The organism is Stenotrophomonas sp. Steno-Z1, from assembly GCF_056393175.1.
Genome location: NZ_JBWJPB010000012.1, coordinates 22,433 through 39,602, shown reverse-complemented (window position 1 = coordinate 39,602; position 17,170 = coordinate 22,433). Strand labels below are relative to the sequence as shown.

Below are 17,170 nucleotides of genomic sequence, written 5' to 3'. Positions count from 1 at the left end.
AAAAAGGAGCCGGCGGGCCCAAGTTCCCGCCGTCCCAAAATCCGGCCCAAGAAGGCCGGTTACCCCGATCATAGTCTCGGTAGTTAAGGCCGTGTAAAGCCAAAGTGAAACTTTTTTCACAATGGCGTGCGGACCTGAACAAAAAGTGAGCGGCAGCAGATAGTTGCAGATGCGGCGCACGCCGGCCGCTGTACCGATTTGTGTCGCAATGTAGCTTTATGCTGCGACGCAGCATGGCGCCGTGCGCGAAAGGCGGCGTTCGACGCCGGGTTGGCGGGGCGGCCGCAGGCAGGGAGCACGCACGATCGAGCCGCCGGACAGGGCCGGGCGGACGGGGGCGGGGGCACGCGGGGTGGGCGGGCGGCCGTGGCGGCCGCCACGCCCGGGATCAGGCCACGAACGGGCGGAACTGCACGCCCAGGCCGGCCATGCCGTCGGTTTCGCCGATCAGGTCGGCACGCAGCAGCGGCCGGGCATCGATGAAGGCCTGGGGCAGGATCAACGACAGGCGGCTGTCGTCGGCGGTCAGCTCCAGCGCCGGCATGGGGGTGTCTTCATGCGCGCGGTTGAGCAGGACGGCCAGCCGCAGCAGGGCGGTCATCCGTCGCGCCGGTTGCAGCAGGCGCTCGGGCAGGGCCTCGAAGGCCGACTTGGACACGTTGCGGCGATGGCTGCGGACCAGGGCGGCCAGCAGTTGCTGCTCCTGCCGCGAGAAGCCGGCGATATCCGAGTTCTCCAGCACGTAACTGCCGTGCACGTGGTAGCCGCTGTGGGCGATCATCAGCCCCAGTTCGTGCAGGCGCGCGGCCCAGCCGAGCATGCGCGCATCGTCCGGGTCCAATCCCCAGCTCGCTTCGACCTGGCCCAGCAGGTTCATCGCGGTGCGTTCGACCCGGTCGGCCTGGACGATGTCGATGCCGTAGCGCAGGGTCAGCGCCGCCACCGATTCATCGCGCAGGTCGTTCTCGCTGGCGCGGCCGAGGATGTCGTACAGGATGCCTTCGCGCATGGCGGCCTTGCTGACCAGCAGCTTCTCCAGGCCCAGGGCCTGGAACGCCGCTTCCAGCACCAGGATGCCCCCGGCGATGATCGGGCGCCGATCGGCCGACAGCCCGGGCAGGTTGATGTCCTCGATGCGCTTGGCCTTGAGCAGCTCGTCGCGCAGCTGCGGCAGGGCCTCGGCGGTGATCGCGCCCTTGCTCAGCTTCATCGTCGCGCAGATCTCGCTGATCGCCTTGTGCGTGCCCGATGAGCCCAGCGCTTCCTGCCAGCCCAGTGCGCGGTACTTGGTGGCGAACTGCTGGAACTCCGCGCCGATCTCGGTCAGCGCGTCCTTCCAGCGCTTGCGGCTGAGCTTGCCGCCCGGGAAGAAGCGCCGGGTGCTGGCGATGCAGCCCGCCTGCAGGCTCTCGCGCTCCAGGGTCTGCATGCCCTGGCCGATGATGAATTCGGTGGAGCCGCCGCCGATGTCGATCACCAGCCGGCGCTGGTCCGGCTTGGGCGGCTGCGCATGGGCCACGCCCAGGTAGATCAGGCGCGCCTCTTCGCGGCCGCTGACCACTTCGATGGCATGCCCGAGCGCGGTCTCGGCCGGCATCAGGAAGGCCTGCGGCGAACGCAGCTGGCGCACCGTGTTGGTGGCCAGGGCGCGCACGCGCACCGAGGGGATCGCACGGATGCGCTGGCCGAACCGGGCCAGGCACTCCAGCGAGCGCTGGCGCGCCTCGGCGGACAGGCCGCCCTTGCCATCCAGGCCGTCGGCCATGCGCACCGTCTCGCGCAGGCGGTCGACCACCCGCAACTGCCCGAGCGTGTAACGCGCGATGACCATGTGGAAACTGTTGGAACCCAGGTCGATGGCGGCGAGCAGGTCGCCATCCTGCAGGGCGGGCGGAGTCGTGGAGGTATGCGGCATGGGCGAATGTTAGCCGAAGGGCGGGGCGTGAAGTCACCGCGCGGCCTTCACATGGGATGCGACGGGACGTCGCAGCGGTTCACGGCGCTGGCGCGCGCCGGCCAGTGCTGCCGCGATGCATCCGACGGCTTGAGCCGCCGGGTGAGCGGGCGCGCCAACCGGCGCGGGGTGCGAGGGGTGGCAAGCGGGGGCCACGGCCTGCATGGCACGCCGTGGGGCGACAGCGCAAGCGCTGTCGCGTACACCTACAGGCCCTGCATCAACGCCATCTGCGCCGCGTGCGGTGGCTCGTCATGCCCAGGCGTGCACTTGGCGTACTCACCGTCGGCGCGCAGTTCCCACGCGTTGAGGTTGTCGTCCAGGTAGTTCTGCAGCACGTCGCGGTAAACCTTGCGCGCCAGCTCGGGGTCCAGGATCGGGAAGCAGGTCTCCACCCGACGCAGCAGGTTGCGTTCCAGCCAGTCGGCGCTGGCGCAGTACAGCTCGGCCGCCCCGTCGTTGCCGAACCAGTACACCCGGCTGTGTTCCAGGAAGCGACCGACGATCGAGCGCACCCGGATGTTGTCCGACACGCCCGGCACGCCCGGCCGCAGCGTGCAGGCGCCGCGCACGATCAGGTCGATCTGCACGCCGGCCTGCGAGGCGGCGTACAGCGCGCGGATCACCTGCGGCTCGTTGAGGGCGTTCATCTTGGCGATGATCCGGCCCGGGCGGCCACTGGCGGCCAGTCGTGTTTCGCGATCGATCCGCTGCAGCAGCCCCGGGTGCAGGGTGAACGGCGATTGCAGCAGGCGCTTGAGCTTGGTCCGCGGGGCCAGCCCGGACAGTTGCTGGAACAGCAGGTGCACATCGTTGCCGATATCCGGATCGGCGGTGATCAGGCTCAGGTCGGTATACGCGCGCGCGGTGCCGCTGTGGTAATTGCCGGTGCCCAGGTGCACGTAGCGGCGCAGCTTGCGGCCCTCGCGGCGCACGATCAGCAGCATCTTGGCGTGGGTCTTGTAGCCCACCACGCCATACACCACCTGCACGCCGGCTTCCTGCAGGCGGTCGGCCAGGCCGAGGTTGGCTTCTTCGTCGAAGCGCGCGCGCAACTCGACCACCACGGTGACGTCCTTGCCGTTGCGCGCGGCCTGGATCAGCGCATCGACGATCTGCGAATCCTTGCCGGTGCGGTACAGCGTCTGCTTGATCGCCAGCGCGTTGGGATCCACCGCGGCCTGCTTGATCAGGTCCAGCACCGGGGTGAACGCATCGAAGGGATGGTGCAGCAGCACGTCCTTGCGCGCGACGACGTCGAAGATGCCATCGCCATCGCGCAGCACGCGCGGGTTGAGCGTGGGGTACTTCAGTTCCGGGCGGGCCAGCAGGTCGTACAGCTGGATCACGCGGTTGAGGTTGACCGGGCCGTCGATGCGGTACACCGCGTTCTCGGTCAGGCCGAAGTTCTGCAGCAGCGTGCGCACGATGTCACGCGGGCAGTCCTGCGCGATCTCAAGCCGTACCGCCGGCCGATAGCCGCGGTCCACCAGCTCGTCGCGCAGGGCCAGCGCGAGGTTTTCCACTTCTTCCTCGTCCACCACCAGTTCGGAGTTGCGGGTCACGCGGAACTGGTACGCGCCCTGGACTTCCATGCCGGGGAACAGCTCGTCGACGAAGGTCGACAGCACCGAGGACAGGAACACATAGGTCTGCGCGCCCCCGAGTTTCTCCGGCAGCTGGATGATGCGCGGCAACGAGCGCGGTGCACGCACGATGGCCAGGTGGCCGGCGCGGCCGAACGCGTCGGTGCCCTTGAGCACCACCACAATGTTCAGCGACTTGTTGAGGATCTTCGGGAACGGGTGCGAGGGGTCCAGGCCCAGCGGCGACAGCACCGGCATGATCTCGTTGCGGAAATACGCGCGCAGCCAGCGCTTCTGGCGATGGTTCCAGGAGTGGCGGCCGAGTACGTCGATGCCGGCCTCGTGCAGTGCCGGGCGCAGAGTCTCGTTCCAGCAGCGGTACTGCTGGTCCACCAGCTGGGCGGCGCGGTCATGGATGGCGTTGAGGATGGCCTGCGGGGTCATGCCGTCCGGCGCGGGCGGCAGGCCGAACTCCTGCGCATGGCGCACGGCGGCGGCGCGGATCTCGAAGAATTCGTCCAGGTTGGTGCAGGAGATGCACATGAAGCGCAGCCGTTCCAGCAGCGGCACCTGGGTGTCCATGGCCTGGGCCAGCACGCGGAAGTTGAAGTCCAGCTGCGACAGCTCGCGGTTGATGTACAGCGCCGGGTCGCGCAGCGGATCGTTGTCGACCGGCACGGCGATGGGGACGAGAGTGCTCATGCGGAGAAGTCTTCTGCAGAAGGAAGGGAGGCCGTCTCGGTGCGCGCGCGCACCTGGTCGGCGTCGAAATGGCACGAGAACACGCTGCCCTTGCCGACCTCGCTCTGGATCTCCAGGCGTGCGTGGTGCAGGCCCAGGATGTGCTTGACGATCGACAGGCCAAGGCCGGTGCCACCGCTCTCGCGTGAGCGGCTGCTGGACACGCGGTAGAAACGTTCGGTCAGGCGCGGCAGGTGCGTGGCGGGGATGCCGTAGCCGGTATCGCGCACGCTGAGCACCACGCCCTGGCCCTCGCGGGCCAGTTCCACTTCCACCCGGCCACCGGCGGGGGTGTAGCGCACCGCGTTGGTGACCAGGTTGGAGAATGCGCTGTGCAGCTCCTTGTTGGAGCCCTGCAGGTCCACCCCGGCGTTGTCGACCACGCTGATCTGGTGGCGGCCCTGGCTGTGCGCCTCGGCCTCGCGGCGCAGCGTGGCCAGCATCGGCGCCATCGCCACCGCTTCTTCTTCGGTGTGTTCCTGCGACTCCAGTCGCGACAGGGTCAACAGGTCCTCCACCAGCTGGGCCATGCGCTGGGACTGCTTGCGCATCTCCTCCAGCATCGGGCCGGTGCCGGGGAAATCCTCCGGCTCCATCATGTCCAGGTAGCCGTGGACCACGGTCAGCGGCGTGCGCAGCTCGTGCGAGACGTTGGCCACGAAGTCGCGGCGGACCTGTTCCAGGCGCAGCAGCTTGCTCACGTCACGGGCGATCAGCAGCCAGTAATCGGGCGAGTAGGGAATCAGGCGCAGGTTGAGCCGGATCGCCGGATCGACCGGGGAGGGCACGTCCAGGATCGGTTCGGCATTGCGGCCGCCGGCCAGCCAGTGCGCCAGCGGCATCGGCTGCAGGCGCTCGACCAGCGCCTCGCCGAGGTCGCCGGGGTGGTGCAGGCCGAGCAGCGAGGTGGCCGCTTCGTTGAACCACTGCACGCGCTGGCTGTTGCGGTCCACCACCACCACCGCATCGGGCAGCGCGGCGGCGGCCGCACGGTAGCTGCGCAGCATGTCCAGCAGGCGCCGCTTGCGCGTGCGCATCTCCAGCTGGTTGCGATACAGCAGGCGGTCCAGTTCGTTCCACACTCCGGTGCCGTCGCCCACGTCCCAGCGATGGCGGGCGGTCAGCCGGCGCAGCACCCGGCGCAACCGCCAGTAGTGCCAGGCCAGCGCACCGATCGCGGCCAATGCGATGCACATCCACACATGCCCGGAAAGCAGGCCCAGCACACCGGCCGCCAGCAACAGGAGGGCGAGGGTGGCCAATGTCTTCAACCAGGCGGAGCGGATGTGGCGCGGCATTGCGGTCTCGCAGAAAGTGCAGTCCTCGGACGCGATCCAAGGTTATAGCAGGAGTGGCCGCCACCCGGCGCAGGCGCCAGGCAGCGGCCCGACGAGACTCAGGTCGAGGTCGAGAAGCGGTAGCCCGCGCCGCGCACGGTCTGCACCATGTTCTCCGCGCCGAACGGTTCCAGCGTCTTGCGCAGGCGGCGGATGTGCACGTCGATGGTGCGCTCCTCCACGTACACGCTGCCGCCCCAGACATGGTCCAGCAGCTGGGCGCGGGTGTAGACGCGTTCGGGGTGGGTCATGAAGAAATGCAGCAGGCGGTATTCGGTGGGACCGATCGGCACCGGCTGGTCGCCGGCGAACACGCGGTGCGCGGCACCGTCGATGCGGATCGAGCCGACGGCCACGCTGCCATCTTCATCGTCGTCGCGGGCCCGGCGCATGACCGCACGGATGCGGGCCAGCAGCTCGCGGGCCGAGAACGGCTTGACCACGTAGTCGTCGACGCCGGCTTCCAGGCCGCCGACGCGATCGTTCTCTTCGCCGCGGGCGGTGAGCATGATGATCGGCACCTCACGGGTGAGGGCCTCCTTGCGCCAGCGCCGGGCCAGGTCCAGGCCGCTGGTGCCGGGCAGCATCCAGTCCAGCAGGATCAGGTCCGGGACGCGGTCGGCGATCGCGGTCTGGGCCTCGCGGGCATCGCCGGCGTGGATCGGGTCGTAGTCGCCCTTGCGGAGGGCGAAGGCGACCATTTCGCGGATCGCGGGCTCGTCATCGACGATCAGAATGCGTTTCTGCACGTGCGCACCGTATTGCTTATCAGACCGGGATTGAGCCCAGTAGACTACGGTTTCATGACATGTTTGTGACGACCCCGGCGCACATTGCCGCGCGTTGCCATCCCACGGTCATCCGGGCGCTGCCAGGCCGCCTGCTCAGCGCCGTTCCAGTTCCGGGTCGCGGATGCCCTGGCGGCGCATCTCCAGCACGGTCGGGGTGATGCTTTCGATACGCGCATCGACCCGGGCGCGGCCCACGTAATCCAATGCCGGCTGCTTCTTCAAGGCCTGCAGCTGCATCAACGCCTGCTCCGGGCGGCCGTTCAGGAAGGCGGCCTCGGCGTAGGCCTCACTGGCGCGCACGGTATCGCCGGCCAGTTCGCTGGCGCGGGCGTAACGCAGTTGGAACACCGGATCATTGCCGCTTTGCGACAGCAGCGGGCGCAGCATCGCCTGGGCGCGCTGGCCGGCCTCGCGGCCGCCCTGCTCATTGAGGATCTCGGCAAAGGTCAGCGCCACCGGACGGCTGCCCGGGTGTTGGCGCAGCAGGGTCTCGAAGCGGGCGTTGGCCTGCGTCGGCTGGCCCGAGCGCGACTCGGCCTCGCCCAGCGCCAGCCCCACCCACAGGTTGTCCGGGTGGTCGCGCAGCAGCTCGGCCAGGTCGCGACGGGCCTCGCCCGCGCCGCTGTTGCGCAGCCGCGCCAATGCCAGGCCATAACGCTGCGGCTCGGTCAGCCCGGTCTTCTGCGCGCGCTGCAGGTTCTCGTACTCGCGCACCACATCGGCGGGGGTATCGGCACTCAGCACGCGCAGGCGTTCTCGGGCCCATTCGAACTGGCCGGTGGCGCCGCGGCTGAGGCTGTTGACCGAGATCTGCATGGACGCGGGCAGCATCGGGTTGGTGCCGCGCACGATCGGATCGGACAACGCCGGGTCCGCCGGGTTCACCCGCTCCTGGCGGACCCCGCCGGGCACCTCGGTGGTGAGCAGCACGGTGTCCTTCTTCATCTGCTCGGCTCGCGCCTTGGCCTCGCTGATGCGGGTGGTATTGACCGGGTGGGTCTGCAGGAAGTCCGGCACCGAGTAGCCACCCGCGTTGCCGCGCATCGACGCGGACATGCGCTCGAAGAACCCGGCCATCGCGTCCACGTCGTAGCCGCTGCGCGCCAGGGTGCGGATGCCCAGGCGGTCGGCTTCGGACTCATTGCTGCGGGTGTAGTTGATCTGGCGCTGCTGCATCAGGCCCATGCCCGAGGTGATCGCCGCCATCGTCGCATCGCCCGAGGAATTGCCCCCGGCCTGCTGCGCGGCGACCACCGCTGCCAGCATGCCCAGCAGGATCGGGATCTGGTCGCGCTGGGCCCGTTCCACCCCGCGCAGCACGTGCTGCTGGGTGACATGGGCGATTTCGTGGGACAGCACCGCGGCCACCTCGTCCTCGCGCTCGGCGGTCAGCACCAGGCCTGCGTTCACCCCGACGTAGCCGCCCAGGGTGGCGAAGGCATTGATCTGGCGGTCCTTGAGCATGAAGAACGTGTAGGACTGGCGTGGCTGGGCGCTGTTGGAGCCCAACCGCGTGCCCATGTTCTGCAGCCAGTCATCCACCAGCGGGTCATCCAGCAGGTAGCCGTAGTTGCGCAGTTCGCGCAGCATCATCCCGCCATACTCGGCCTGGCGGGCCGGGGTCAGCAGCTCGCCGGCCGAGGAGCCGATGTCCGGCAGCTTGGCGTCCTGGGCCGAGGCCAACGGCACGGCCAGGGCGAGGGTCAGCGCGGCGGAGAGCAGCAGAGGGCGCAATCGGGGCTCCAGGGCGGATGGGGCGGGCAGGCGGGACGGCAGCGTGGCGGGGCGGGCCGGACAGTGTTCGATCCACAGTGTTGCGGTGATGACGTGGAAAATCCAGCAGCCGGCTACCATATACAGACACTCGTTTGTCCGTGGAGTTTCCCGTGAGCCAAGATGCTGCGTCCACCCCGGGTGGCGCCCCCGCCATCACCATCTATTCGACTGCCGTGTGCCCGTATTGCGTGGCCGCCAAGAACTTCCTGAAGAGCAAGGGTCGCGACTGGACCGAAGTGCGCATCGACCTGGACCCGGTCGAACGCGAAAAAATGATGGCCAAGACCCGCCGCACCAGCGTGCCGCAGATCTTCGTCGGCGACGTCCACGTGGGCGGGTACGACGACATGATGGCCCTGCACCGCGCCGGCAAGCTGGAACCGCTGCTGGCTGGCGAGGGCCAGGCATGAGCGCGGCCGACGACGGCAGCAAGGACCGCATCGCCGAGTTCACCGAGTTCCGCCAGCGCATGAACCAGCGCATCCTGGGCGAGCCCAACCAGGTCGTGCGGCGCTTCTTCGCGCTCGACACCCAGACCTACCAGGCCGGCGCGCTGGACGTGAAGACCAAGGAGCTGTTGGGCCTGGTCGCCTCGATGGTGCTGCGCTGCGATGACTGCATCAGCTACCACGTGGCCCAGTGCAAGGACGCCGGCGTGACCCGCGAGGAGTTCTTCGAAACCTTCTCGGTCGGCCTGGTGGTCGGCGGCTCCATCGTCATCCCGCACCTGCGCCGCGCGGTCGATTTCCTCGACCAGCTCGAAGGCGGCGCGGACGCCCCGGCCGTTCACGAACACTGAGGTCCGGGGCCGCAACGGCCCCGTCCCGGCACAGCCGACCGTTGGTCGGCTGCTCCGTCCCCGGCCCGGCACCGCCGACCGTTGGCCGGCTGCTCCATCCCCGCCCCGGTAGAGCCGACCGTTGGTCGGCTGCTCCGTCCCCGGCCCGGCCCGGCCGACCGTTGGCCGGCTGCTCCATCCCCGGCCCGGCACCGCCGACCGTTGGCCGGCTGCTCCATCCCCGCCCCGGTAGAGCCGACCGTTGGTCGGCTGCTCTCCGTTCATGTTCGACGCGGCCACCGACCGACGGTCGGTGAATGCGGAATCCGCTACCCGTTGGTTGCGGGCCATCGGCCGGCACCACCGCCCTCGGTCTGGAGCAGCGTCCTTCTGCCGCAGGGGCGCGCCGAAGGCGGGGGCAGGGGAGGTGCAAGGCAAGCCGCAGCGCGGTTTGCCCTGGCCCGCCTCCGACCAATGGCCTATTTGGGGTCTCCTGAGCGGGTAAGGCATAATTGCGGGTGAAACTTCCCTTGCGCCCGCGTTCCGCGCACCTGACGGACGGCGCTTCCCCCTCGGTTCGGACTACACATCAATGACGCAGAAAATCACGGTCATCCGCGGCGACGGCATCGGCCCGGAGATCATGGACGCTACCCTGTTCGTGCTCGGCAAGCTGGACACCGGCTTTGAATACGAAGACGCCGACGCGGGCCTGGTCGCGCTGGAAAAGCACGGCGACCTGATGCCGGCTTCCACGCTGGAATCGATCGCGCGCAACAAGATCGCCCTGAAAAGCCCGCTGACCACCCCGGTCGGTGGCGGCTTCACCTCGATCAACGTCAGCCTGCGTCGTCATTTCGACCTGTACGCCAACGTGCGTCCGGCGGTGTCCTTCCCGAACACCAAGTCGCGTTTCGGCGATGGCGTGGACCTGATCACCGTGCGTGAGAACACCGAAGGCGCCTACCTGGCCGAAGGCCAGGAAGTGTCGGCCGACGGCGAGACCGCGTTCTCCGGCACCCGCATCACCCGCAAGGGCTCCGAGCGCATCGTGCGCTACGCCTTCGAGCTGGCCCGCAGCACCGGCCGCAAGAAGGTCACCGCCGTGCACAAGGCCAACATCATCAAGTCGACCTCGGGCCTGTTCCTGGCCGTGGCGCGCGAAGTGGCGGCCAAGTACCCGGAGATCGAGTTCCAGGAAATGATCGTCGACAACTGCTGCATGCAGCTGGTGATGCGTCCGGAACAGTTCGACATCATCGTCACCACCAACCTGTTCGGCGACATCATCTCCGACCTGTGCGCCGGCCTCGTCGGCGGCCTGGGCCTGGCCCCGGGCGCCAATATCGGTGAGAACGCGGCGATCTTCGAAGCCGTGCACGGCACCGCGCCGGACATCGCCGGGCAGGGCAAGGCCAATCCGTGCGCGCTGCTGCTGGCGGCCGCGCAGATGCTGGACCACGTCGGCCAGACCGACAACGCCGAGCGCCTGCGCAAGGCGATCGTCGCCACCCTGGAAGCCAAGGATTCGCTGACCGGCGACCTCGGCGGCACCGGCAACACCATGGGCTTCGCCCAGGCGATCGCCAGCCGCCTGTAAGCGCGCGGGTAGGTTGTCCAGAAAGCGGGGCGCTTCGGCGTCCCGCTTTTTTGTTGCCTGTTGGAGCGCGCTGTCGCTGGCGATCACGAGGTGGGCATCCATCAATCTGTGCGAGAAGAGCACAGATGGTGTGCGTGTAACTGGCTGTTTCTGCACGGATCCGGTGCGCACCATGCACGCCATCCCAACCACAGCAGGAGCTTCCCCATGCACTTCGCCTCCCTGATCGGCCTGGCCGGCATCCTCGGTGTCGCCACCGCGTCCGCCCAGCCCGCTGCCGAGCCGGCTCACCCGACCATCCGCCACATGGCGGGGGCGCCCGACGCCACCGCCCTGCCGGCCGGCAAGACCGCGTTGCTGGTGATCGACTTCCAGAACGAATATTTCGCGGGTGGCCGCATGCCCATCCCCGATGGTGACGCCGCCCTGGCCCAGACCCGCCGCCTGGTGGACTTCGCCGACGCCCACGCGATTCCGGTCATCCACGTCCAGCACGTGTTGCCGGCCGGGGCGCCGCTGTTCGCCGCAGGCGGCCGCACGGTCCAGTTCCACCCGCGGATGCAGCCGCGCAAGGGCGAGCAGGTGATCGCCAAGGACAATGTCAGCGTGTTCGCCGGTGCCTCCGGCCCGGTACTGGAGCAGGCGCTCAAGGACGCCGGGATCGACACGCTGATCATCGCCGGGCTGCAGACCCACGCCTGCGTCGCCGGTGCCGCGCGCGATGCCGCGCCGAAGGGTCTGAACGTGATCGTTTCTTCCGATGCCACCGCCAGCCGTGATCTGGACCTGCACGACGGCAGCCGGGTCGGGCACGCCAGCCTGCACGCCGCCGCGCTGGCCAGCATCGAAGACACCTACGGCACCGTGCTGGGCACCGATCAGATCCTGGCGCTGCCGGTCCGCTGAGCCACACCGGCCTTGCTATGCTGCCGGCACCGCCACAGGTGCCGGCCGCTGCACGGGAGCGTGATGGACCAGTTTTCCGCCATGAAGGCGTTCCGCAGCATTGTCGACGCCGGCAGCTTCACCGCCGCCGCCGAACGCATGGACACCACCCATTCGTCGATGTCGCGGCAGCTGCGCCAGCTGGAAGTGCACCTGGGCTCACGCCTGCTGGATCGCAACAGTCGCCGGCTGACGCTGACCGAAGCCGGACGCGCCTTCTACCAGGACTGCGTGGACATCCTGGACCGGCTGGAGGTGGCCGAGCAGCGCCTGCAGGCCGATGGTGACGTGCCCAGCGGGCTGCTGCGGGTCAGTGCCCCGCTGGTGATCGGCACCCTGGAGCTCTCGCAATGGCTGCCTGCCTTCCTGGAGCAGTACCCCGGCATCGAGCTGGATCTGTCCTGCGATGATCGCCTGGTCGATCTGATCGGCGGCGGTTTCGACATGGCCCTGCGCATCGCCGGGCCGCTCGCCGACAGCACCCTGGTGGCACGCGAACTGGCCGTGACCGAAATGGTGCTGGTGGCATCGCCGCGCTACATCGCGCAATGGGGGCTGCCACGCCAGCCCACGGACCTGGACCGGCATGCGCTGATCGGCTTCGCCGGGGCGCGCGCGCTGTCGGCGTGGTCGTTGACCTCGGCGCGCAGCGCGCAGGTGGAGGTCATCCCGCACGGGCGGCTGCGCGTGGATGCGATTCCGGCGCTGCACGCGGCGGTACTGGCGGGGCAGGGCATCGCGGCGTTCACCCGCCTGACCGTGCAGGACGATCTGCTGCACGGGCGACTGGTGCGCGTGCTGCCCCAGTACCACGCGGGCCGCCGGCACTACTACGCGGTGTACCCGCACGCACGCCAGTTGGCGCCCAAAGTGCGCGCGCTGGCCGAGTTCATGGCCCGCCATTACGCCGCGCTCCAGCACGGGCGCCCGGTGATCCCGGAGGCATGAAAAAGGCGCCTTGCGGCGCCTTCGTCATATCGCGTCGTGAGCGTGGCTCAGCGCTGCTGGATCTTCGACAGCAGGCGCAGGAATTCCACGTACAGCCACACCAGGGTGACCATCAGGCCGAACGCGCCGTACCACTCCATGTACTTCGGCGCGCGGGCGTCGGCGCCGGTTTCGATGAAGTCGAAGTCCAGCACCAGGTTCAGTGCGGCCACCACCACCACGAACAGGCTGAAGGCGATGCCGAGCCAGCCACCCTGGTGGATCATCGGCACGTTGATGTTGAAGAAGCTCAGCACGAACGAGGCCAGGTACAGCAGCGCGATGCCGCCGGTTGCCGCGACCACGCCCAGCTTGAAGTTCTCGGTGACCTTGATCAGGCCGCTGCGGTAGACCGCCAGCATCACGAACAGGGTGCCGAAGGTGAGCATCACCGCCTGCATCACGATGCCCGGGAACTTGGCGTTGAACACGGCCGAGATCGCGCCGAGGAACAGGCCTTCGACCAGCGCGTACATCGGCGCGGTCACCGGCGACCATTCCTTCTTGAAGATCGTCACCAGTGCCAGCACCAGGCCGCCGACCGCGCCGGCGATGGTGTACAGCATCGCGCCGCCGGTGGGCAGGCCGTTGGCGTCCACCGACTGGCTCCAGGCGAAGGCGGCGGTGATCACGCTCAGCAGCAGCAACAGGCCGGTCTTGTTGACGGTGCCGTTGATCGTCATCGCCTGGTCCGGCGAGGTCACTACAGAGCCGCTGGCCAGGTCGAGGAAGGTCGACTCGGAAAGTGCGGGATTGCCGCTGCGCATTGCCAATCTCCTTGAAGGGGTAGGGTTTCGACCATCCGGTCGCTGCGCCGAGCATAGCCGATAGAACGGTGCCGGATCAGGACAGCGACGACAACGTGAAATAAGCGTTGACAGATGGCTCGCCGATTCCCACAATAGCCGACTCTTTCGGGGGGAACCTCGGAGGGATTTACCGCCGGGGTATAGCGCAGTCTGGTAGCGCGCCTGCTTTGGGAGCAGGATGTCGGGGGTTCGAATCCCTCTACCCCGACCAAGCCTGCTCAAAACGGGATTGGAATGCGATAATCCGGTCAGGGCGCCCGTAGCTCAACTGGATAGAGCACCGGCCTTCTAAGCCGGCGGTTACAGGTTCGATTCCTGTCGGGCGCACCATCGGGTGCATGCGTCAGGAAGCAAAGGTTTCAGTGGTGGCTGTAGCTCAGTTGGTTAGAGTACCGGATTGTGATTCCGGTGGTCGGGGGTTCGAATCCCCTCAGCCACCCCACTGATTTAAAACCGGGTTCACCGAAAGTGAATCGGGGTTGCAAAAGAAGGCGCACACGCTACAATGTGCGCCTGAGTTTTCAGGGCTGTTAGCTCAGTTGGTAGAGCAGTTGACTCTTAATCAATAGGTCCAAGGTTCGAATCCTTGACAGCCCACCAAGACAGAAGCCGCCTGGTTCGCCAGGCGGCTTTTTTCTTGCCTGCGGCCAACACCACGCTCGCAGCAGACGGTAGTGCCGAGCCATGCTCGGCAACAGGCCATCCCAGCGCCCGCAGCAAACCGTAGTGCCGAGCCATGCTCGGCAATCGGCCATCCCAGCGCCCGCAGCAAACGGTAGTGCCGAGCCATGCTCGGCAACCGGCCATCGGCCGGCAGTATCCCAGTCGCGCGCATTCGCCTCCCATTCAAACAAAACGCTTGCGCCACGCTCAGGAAATCCTGCATAATTCGCCTCCCGATTTCGGGCTGTTAGCTCAGTTGGTAGAGCAGTTGACTCTTAATCAATAGGTCCAAGGTTCGAATCCTTGACAGCCCACCAAGACAGAAGCCGCCTGGTCCTCCAGGCGGCTTTTTTCTTGCCCGGCGTTCGGTGTGCTGAAGGTAGGAGAGCCCCCTTGAGTCAAGGGGGCGCGGCGAAGCCGCGGGGTTCTGGGTGCTGATGAGAGGGGCCCGCGTGTTGCGCAGCAAGACGTGGGGCTGCAGCGCGAATGCGCAGCAGCTTCCCCACCAAGACAGAAGCCGCCTGGTCCGCCAGGCGGCTTTTTTCTTGCCCGATTGTTCCGTGCGCTGGCGGGAGGAGAGCCCCCTTGAGTCAAGGGGGCGCGGCGAAGCCGCGGGGTTCTGGGTGCTGATGGGAGGGGCCCGCGTGTTGCGCAGCAAGACGTGGGGCTGCAGCGCGAATGCGCACCAGCTCCCCCGCCAAGACAGAAGCCGCCTGGTCCGCCAGGCGGCTTTTTTCTTGTCCGACTGTTCCGTGCGCTGGCGGGAGGAGAGCCCCCTTGAGTCAAGGGGGCGCGGCGAAGCCGCGGGGTTCTGGGTGCTGATGAGAGGGGCCCGCGTGTTGCGCAGCGAGACGTGGGGCTGCAGCGCGAATGCGCAGCAGCTCCCCCACCAGGTCGGGCGCCGCCTGGGTCCGCCCAGGTGGTTTCTGGAGTGCTTTGTGAGGCCGGCAGAGGCGTCCGCTGACCTCTTCCAGGCGCGGCGTCGCCGGAAAGAGCATGGCGGCCCAGCGCCCACCCTACCGACCGCCGTCAAAAACCCCGGCGCCTGCCTGAGGTTTGCGTGCAGCAGGCCAAGCCCGTCACCCCGATTCCGCAACCTGCGGACTGGCGCACGAACGGCAGCCGTCAATCGCGCTTCACTCGGGCTTCCGCGCCCCGGCGCACGCTCCAGGAATCGCCCCGATGAACACCCGAACCACCGCCCGAACCTTGGCCGCCATGTTGCTGGCTGCCTGCACCACCGCCGCCATGGCAGCGCCGCCGCAGGACCTGGCCGCGCCCGGCGTCAGCGAGGCCGGGCTGGCCACCACCGTGGTCCGCGACCACGTGCAGGAAGGCGAGTTCGTGCCGACCCGGCCGTTGCCCGGCGATCCCGCAAACCCCTTTGCGCGCACCGTGCTGCGCACCGGCGTGGCCGAGGACGACACCCAGCCGGCACGTCCACTGCCCGTGGAGTGACGGACGGGCGGGTGATGACCTTCCGCTTTGTTGCTCGGCCTGCAACAATGCGCCCCTGCCCAGCGCAGGCCTCGCGAAAGTGGCGGAATTGGTAGACGCCCTGGATTTAGGTTCCAGTGCCGCAAGGCGTGGGGGTTCGAGTCCCCCCTTTCGCACCAGTCATCCCGGCCCCTGGCCGGCACCATGACGATGGGCACGTCCCGGATCCCGGGAGACGGCCGCATGCTGCCCGGGCCGCCCTTCACGGCCGCCCCGGCCCTGCGCTGGCGGCGCTGGCCGATATCGGCGAAACTACAGGGCTGCGGCGGGCATGCGCGTCAACGACCCCGCGTTCAAAACCCGTTCCATCCATCACATCGTGCCGGGGGCGTTGCCGCCGGTGGCAGGAGTCAACATGCAAGCTTCGATCGAATCCACTGGCAATCTGGAACGCCGCCTGACCTTCTCGCTGCCGGAAGACCGCCTGCAGACCCACATCAGTGGCCGTCTGGGCGAAATCGCCCGCACCGCGCGCATCAAGGGCTTCCGCCCGGGCAAGATCCCGGCCAAGGTGATCGAACAGCGTTTCGGCCCGCAGGTCCGCAGCGAGGCCGTTGACGGCCTGCTGCGCGAGACCTTCGACGCGGCCCTGCGCGAGCATGAACTGCGCATCGCCGGCACGCCGCGCATCGACAAGGGCGAGGAAGGCGAGTTCTCCTTCGTCGCCACCGTCGAGCTGATCCCGGACTTCGGCGATGTCGACGTCAGCAAGCTGACCGTGGTCCGCCATACCGCCGAGATCAGCGATGCGGACATCGACCAGATGATCACCAACCTGCGTGAACAGCGCCGCAGCTGGAGCCCGGTCACCCGTGGCGCCCAGGACGGCGACCTGGTCGCGCTGGAAACCTTCTCCCAGGCCGGCGACGAGCGCCTGCCGGCCGAAGGCAGCGAAAAGGGCAGCGTGATCGTGGGCCAGGGCATGATGTTCGAGCAGATCGAGCAGGGCCTGGTCGGCCTGGCCAAGGGTGAGGAAAAGACCCTGGACGTCGAATTCCCCGCCGATTGGCGCGTGCCCGCGCTGGCCGGCAAGCAGGTCAAGGTCACCGTCAAGGTGGTGGACGTGTCCGCCCCGGTGCTGCCGGACGTGGACGAGGACTTCATCAAGAGCTTCGGCGTGAAGGGCGGCGACGTGGAGCAGTTCCGCAAGGACATCCGCGCCAACCTCGAGCGCGAGCTGAAGGGCGCGCTGATGAACCGCCTCCGCCGGGAAGTGGGCGAGCAGCTGATCGCGGCCTACGCCTCGGTGGAACTGCCGCCGCGCCTGGTCGAGAACGAAGCCCGTGCGATGCTGGCCCAGCAGGTCGAGCAGATCCGCCGCAGCGGCCGCAACCCGGGCGACATCCCGGCCGACGCCCACGAAGGCTTCAAGGACGCCGCCTCCAAGCGCGTGCTGGTCGGCCTGCTGGTCGGTGAAGTGGCCCGCAGGAACGACCTGCGCCTGGACCCCAAGCGCCTGAATGAAACCATGCGCCTGATCGCCTCCACCTATGAAGAGCCGGAGCAGGTCATTGAGATGTACCGTAATGACCCCCAGCTGATGAGTGGGCTGCAGAATCGCGTGATGGAAGAGCAGGTGATCGACTGGATCGCCGAGCGCGCCCAGCACACCGAAGAGCAGCTGTCGTTCCAGGACGCGATCCGCCAGTAAGCGGCCCGTGTTTTACGCCCCGCGCCCCGGCGCGGGGTCGTTCCCCCCAAAATAG

Annotated in this window: 13 protein-coding genes and 6 tRNA genes; 13 read left to right on the top strand and 6 right to left on the bottom strand. The window is 67.9% G+C overall.

The genetic code is table 11. The features are described from left to right. Positions 1–388: 388 nt before the first annotated feature. The 5 genes from ppx to AC06FD_RS19580 form a co-directional block, all read right to left on the bottom strand. Entirely contained in the window at positions 389–1,915 is a 1,527-nt protein-coding gene (gene ppx, locus AC06FD_RS19600; RefSeq protein ID WP_259209974.1) for an exopolyphosphatase, read from the bottom strand. Positions 1,916–2,160: 245 nt separating this feature from the next. After that, positions 2,161–4,242, bottom strand: coding sequence for a polyphosphate kinase 1 (ppk1, locus tag AC06FD_RS19595; RefSeq protein ID WP_259209975.1), 2,082 nt, complete (start codon positions 4,240–4,242; stop codon positions 2,161–2,163). Next, complete coding sequence (gene phoR, locus AC06FD_RS19590; protein WP_259209976.1) at positions 4,239–5,579, bottom strand: phosphate regulon sensor histidine kinase PhoR; 1,341 nt, start codon at positions 5,577–5,579, stop codon at positions 4,239–4,241. The genes ppk1 and phoR overlap by 4 nt, the downstream gene beginning before the upstream one ends. 98 nt (positions 5,580–5,677) lie before the next feature. After that, positions 5,678–6,367: a phosphate regulon transcriptional regulator PhoB gene (gene phoB / locus AC06FD_RS19585; protein WP_068849561.1), complete on the bottom strand. Its 690-nt coding sequence runs from the start codon at positions 6,365–6,367 to the stop codon at positions 5,678–5,680. A gap of 135 nt (positions 6,368–6,502) precedes the next feature. Continuing rightward, complete coding sequence (locus AC06FD_RS19580) at positions 6,503–8,143, bottom strand: M48 family metalloprotease (protein ID WP_259209980.1); 1,641 nt, start codon at positions 8,141–8,143, stop codon at positions 6,503–6,505. Between the two features lie 152 nt (positions 8,144–8,295). Here AC06FD_RS19580 and grxC point away from each other — a divergent pair, with 152 nt between their 5' ends. From grxC to AC06FD_RS19555, 5 genes are all read left to right on the top strand, one after another. Beyond that, positions 8,296–8,595 carry a glutaredoxin 3 gene (grxC, locus tag AC06FD_RS19575; protein ID WP_259209982.1) on the top strand — a complete coding sequence of 100 codons (300 nt, stop codon included), beginning with the start codon at positions 8,296–8,298 and terminating at the stop codon, positions 8,593–8,595. After that, entirely contained in the window at positions 8,592–8,984 is a 393-nt protein-coding gene (locus AC06FD_RS19570; protein WP_256776270.1) for a carboxymuconolactone decarboxylase family protein, read from the top strand. Before grxC ends, AC06FD_RS19570 begins: the two co-directional genes overlap by 4 nt. Positions 8,985–9,555: 571 nt before the next feature. After that, positions 9,556–10,563 carry an isocitrate dehydrogenase gene (locus tag AC06FD_RS19565; protein ID WP_256776272.1) on the top strand — a complete coding sequence of 336 codons (1,008 nt, stop codon included), beginning with the start codon at positions 9,556–9,558 and terminating at the stop codon, positions 10,561–10,563. A 207-nt stretch (positions 10,564–10,770) separates the two neighbouring features. Next, positions 10,771–11,469, top strand: coding sequence for a cysteine hydrolase family protein (locus AC06FD_RS19560; protein ID WP_449335880.1), 699 nt, complete (start codon positions 10,771–10,773; stop codon positions 11,467–11,469). A gap of 63 nt (positions 11,470–11,532) precedes the next feature. After that, on the top strand, positions 11,533–12,456 hold the full coding sequence (locus AC06FD_RS19555; protein ID WP_478078686.1) for a LysR family transcriptional regulator: 924 nt from the start codon (positions 11,533–11,535) through the stop codon (positions 12,454–12,456). Positions 12,457–12,503: 47 nt separating this feature from the next. On the opposite strand, the gene AC06FD_RS19550 is transcribed toward AC06FD_RS19555, so the two are convergent. Next, entirely contained in the window at positions 12,504–13,262 is a 759-nt protein-coding gene (locus AC06FD_RS19550; protein ID WP_259209990.1) for a Bax inhibitor-1/YccA family protein, read from the bottom strand. A 176-nt stretch (positions 13,263–13,438) separates the two neighbouring features. Here AC06FD_RS19550 and AC06FD_RS19545 point away from each other — a divergent pair. The 8 genes from AC06FD_RS19545 to tig all read left to right on the top strand — a co-directional run bounded on the left by AC06FD_RS19545 (position 13,439) and on the right by tig (position 17,115). Beyond that, a tRNA-Pro gene (locus AC06FD_RS19545) sits at positions 13,439–13,515 on the top strand. 42 nt (positions 13,516–13,557) lie between these two features. Next, positions 13,558–13,634, top strand: a tRNA-Arg gene (locus AC06FD_RS19540). A 35-nt stretch (positions 13,635–13,669) separates the two neighbouring features. After that, positions 13,670–13,746, top strand: a tRNA-His gene (locus AC06FD_RS19535). Positions 13,747–13,828: 82 nt separating this feature from the next. Further along, positions 13,829–13,904, top strand: a tRNA-Lys gene (locus AC06FD_RS19530). A 304-nt stretch (positions 13,905–14,208) separates the two neighbouring features. Continuing rightward, positions 14,209–14,284: transfer RNA gene (locus AC06FD_RS19525), tRNA-Lys, on the top strand. 865 nt (positions 14,285–15,149) lie between these two features. Then, positions 15,150–15,425, top strand: coding sequence for a hypothetical protein (locus AC06FD_RS19520; RefSeq protein WP_478078685.1), 276 nt, complete (start codon positions 15,150–15,152; stop codon positions 15,423–15,425). Between the two features lie 73 nt (positions 15,426–15,498). Next, a tRNA-Leu gene (locus AC06FD_RS19515) sits at positions 15,499–15,583 on the top strand. A gap of 236 nt (positions 15,584–15,819) precedes the next feature. Then, complete coding sequence (tig, locus tag AC06FD_RS19510) at positions 15,820–17,115, top strand: trigger factor (protein ID WP_259209995.1); 1,296 nt, start codon at positions 15,820–15,822, stop codon at positions 17,113–17,115. The last annotated feature ends 55 nt before the right edge of the window (positions 17,116–17,170 follow it).

Bases quoted from the DNA above. Each gene is read 5' to 3' on its own strand.
- ppx (WP_259209974.1), bottom strand. From the start codon at position 1,915: ATGCCGCATACCTCCACGACTCCGCCCGCCCTGCAGGATGGCGACCTG.
- ppk1 (WP_259209975.1), bottom strand. From the start codon at position 4,242: ATGAGCACTCTCGTCCCCATCGCCGTGCCGGTCGACAACGATCCGCTG.
- phoR (WP_259209976.1), bottom strand. From the start codon at position 5,579: ATGCCGCGCCACATCCGCTCCGCCTGGTTGAAGACATTGGCCACCCTC.
- AC06FD_RS19570 (WP_256776270.1), top strand. From the start codon at position 8,592: ATGAGCGCGGCCGACGACGGCAGCAAGGACCGCATCGCCGAGTTCACC.
- AC06FD_RS19565 (WP_256776272.1), top strand. From the start codon at position 9,556: ATGACGCAGAAAATCACGGTCATCCGCGGCGACGGCATCGGCCCGGAG.
- AC06FD_RS19560 (WP_449335880.1), top strand. From the start codon at position 10,771: ATGCACTTCGCCTCCCTGATCGGCCTGGCCGGCATCCTCGGTGTCGCC.
- AC06FD_RS19555 (WP_478078686.1), top strand. From the start codon at position 11,533: ATGGACCAGTTTTCCGCCATGAAGGCGTTCCGCAGCATTGTCGACGCC.
- AC06FD_RS19550 (WP_259209990.1), bottom strand. From the start codon at position 13,262: ATGCGCAGCGGCAATCCCGCACTTTCCGAGTCGACCTTCCTCGACCTG.
- AC06FD_RS19520 (WP_478078685.1), top strand. From the start codon at position 15,150: ATGAACACCCGAACCACCGCCCGAACCTTGGCCGCCATGTTGCTGGCT.
- tig (WP_259209995.1), top strand. From the start codon at position 15,820: ATGCAAGCTTCGATCGAATCCACTGGCAATCTGGAACGCCGCCTGACC.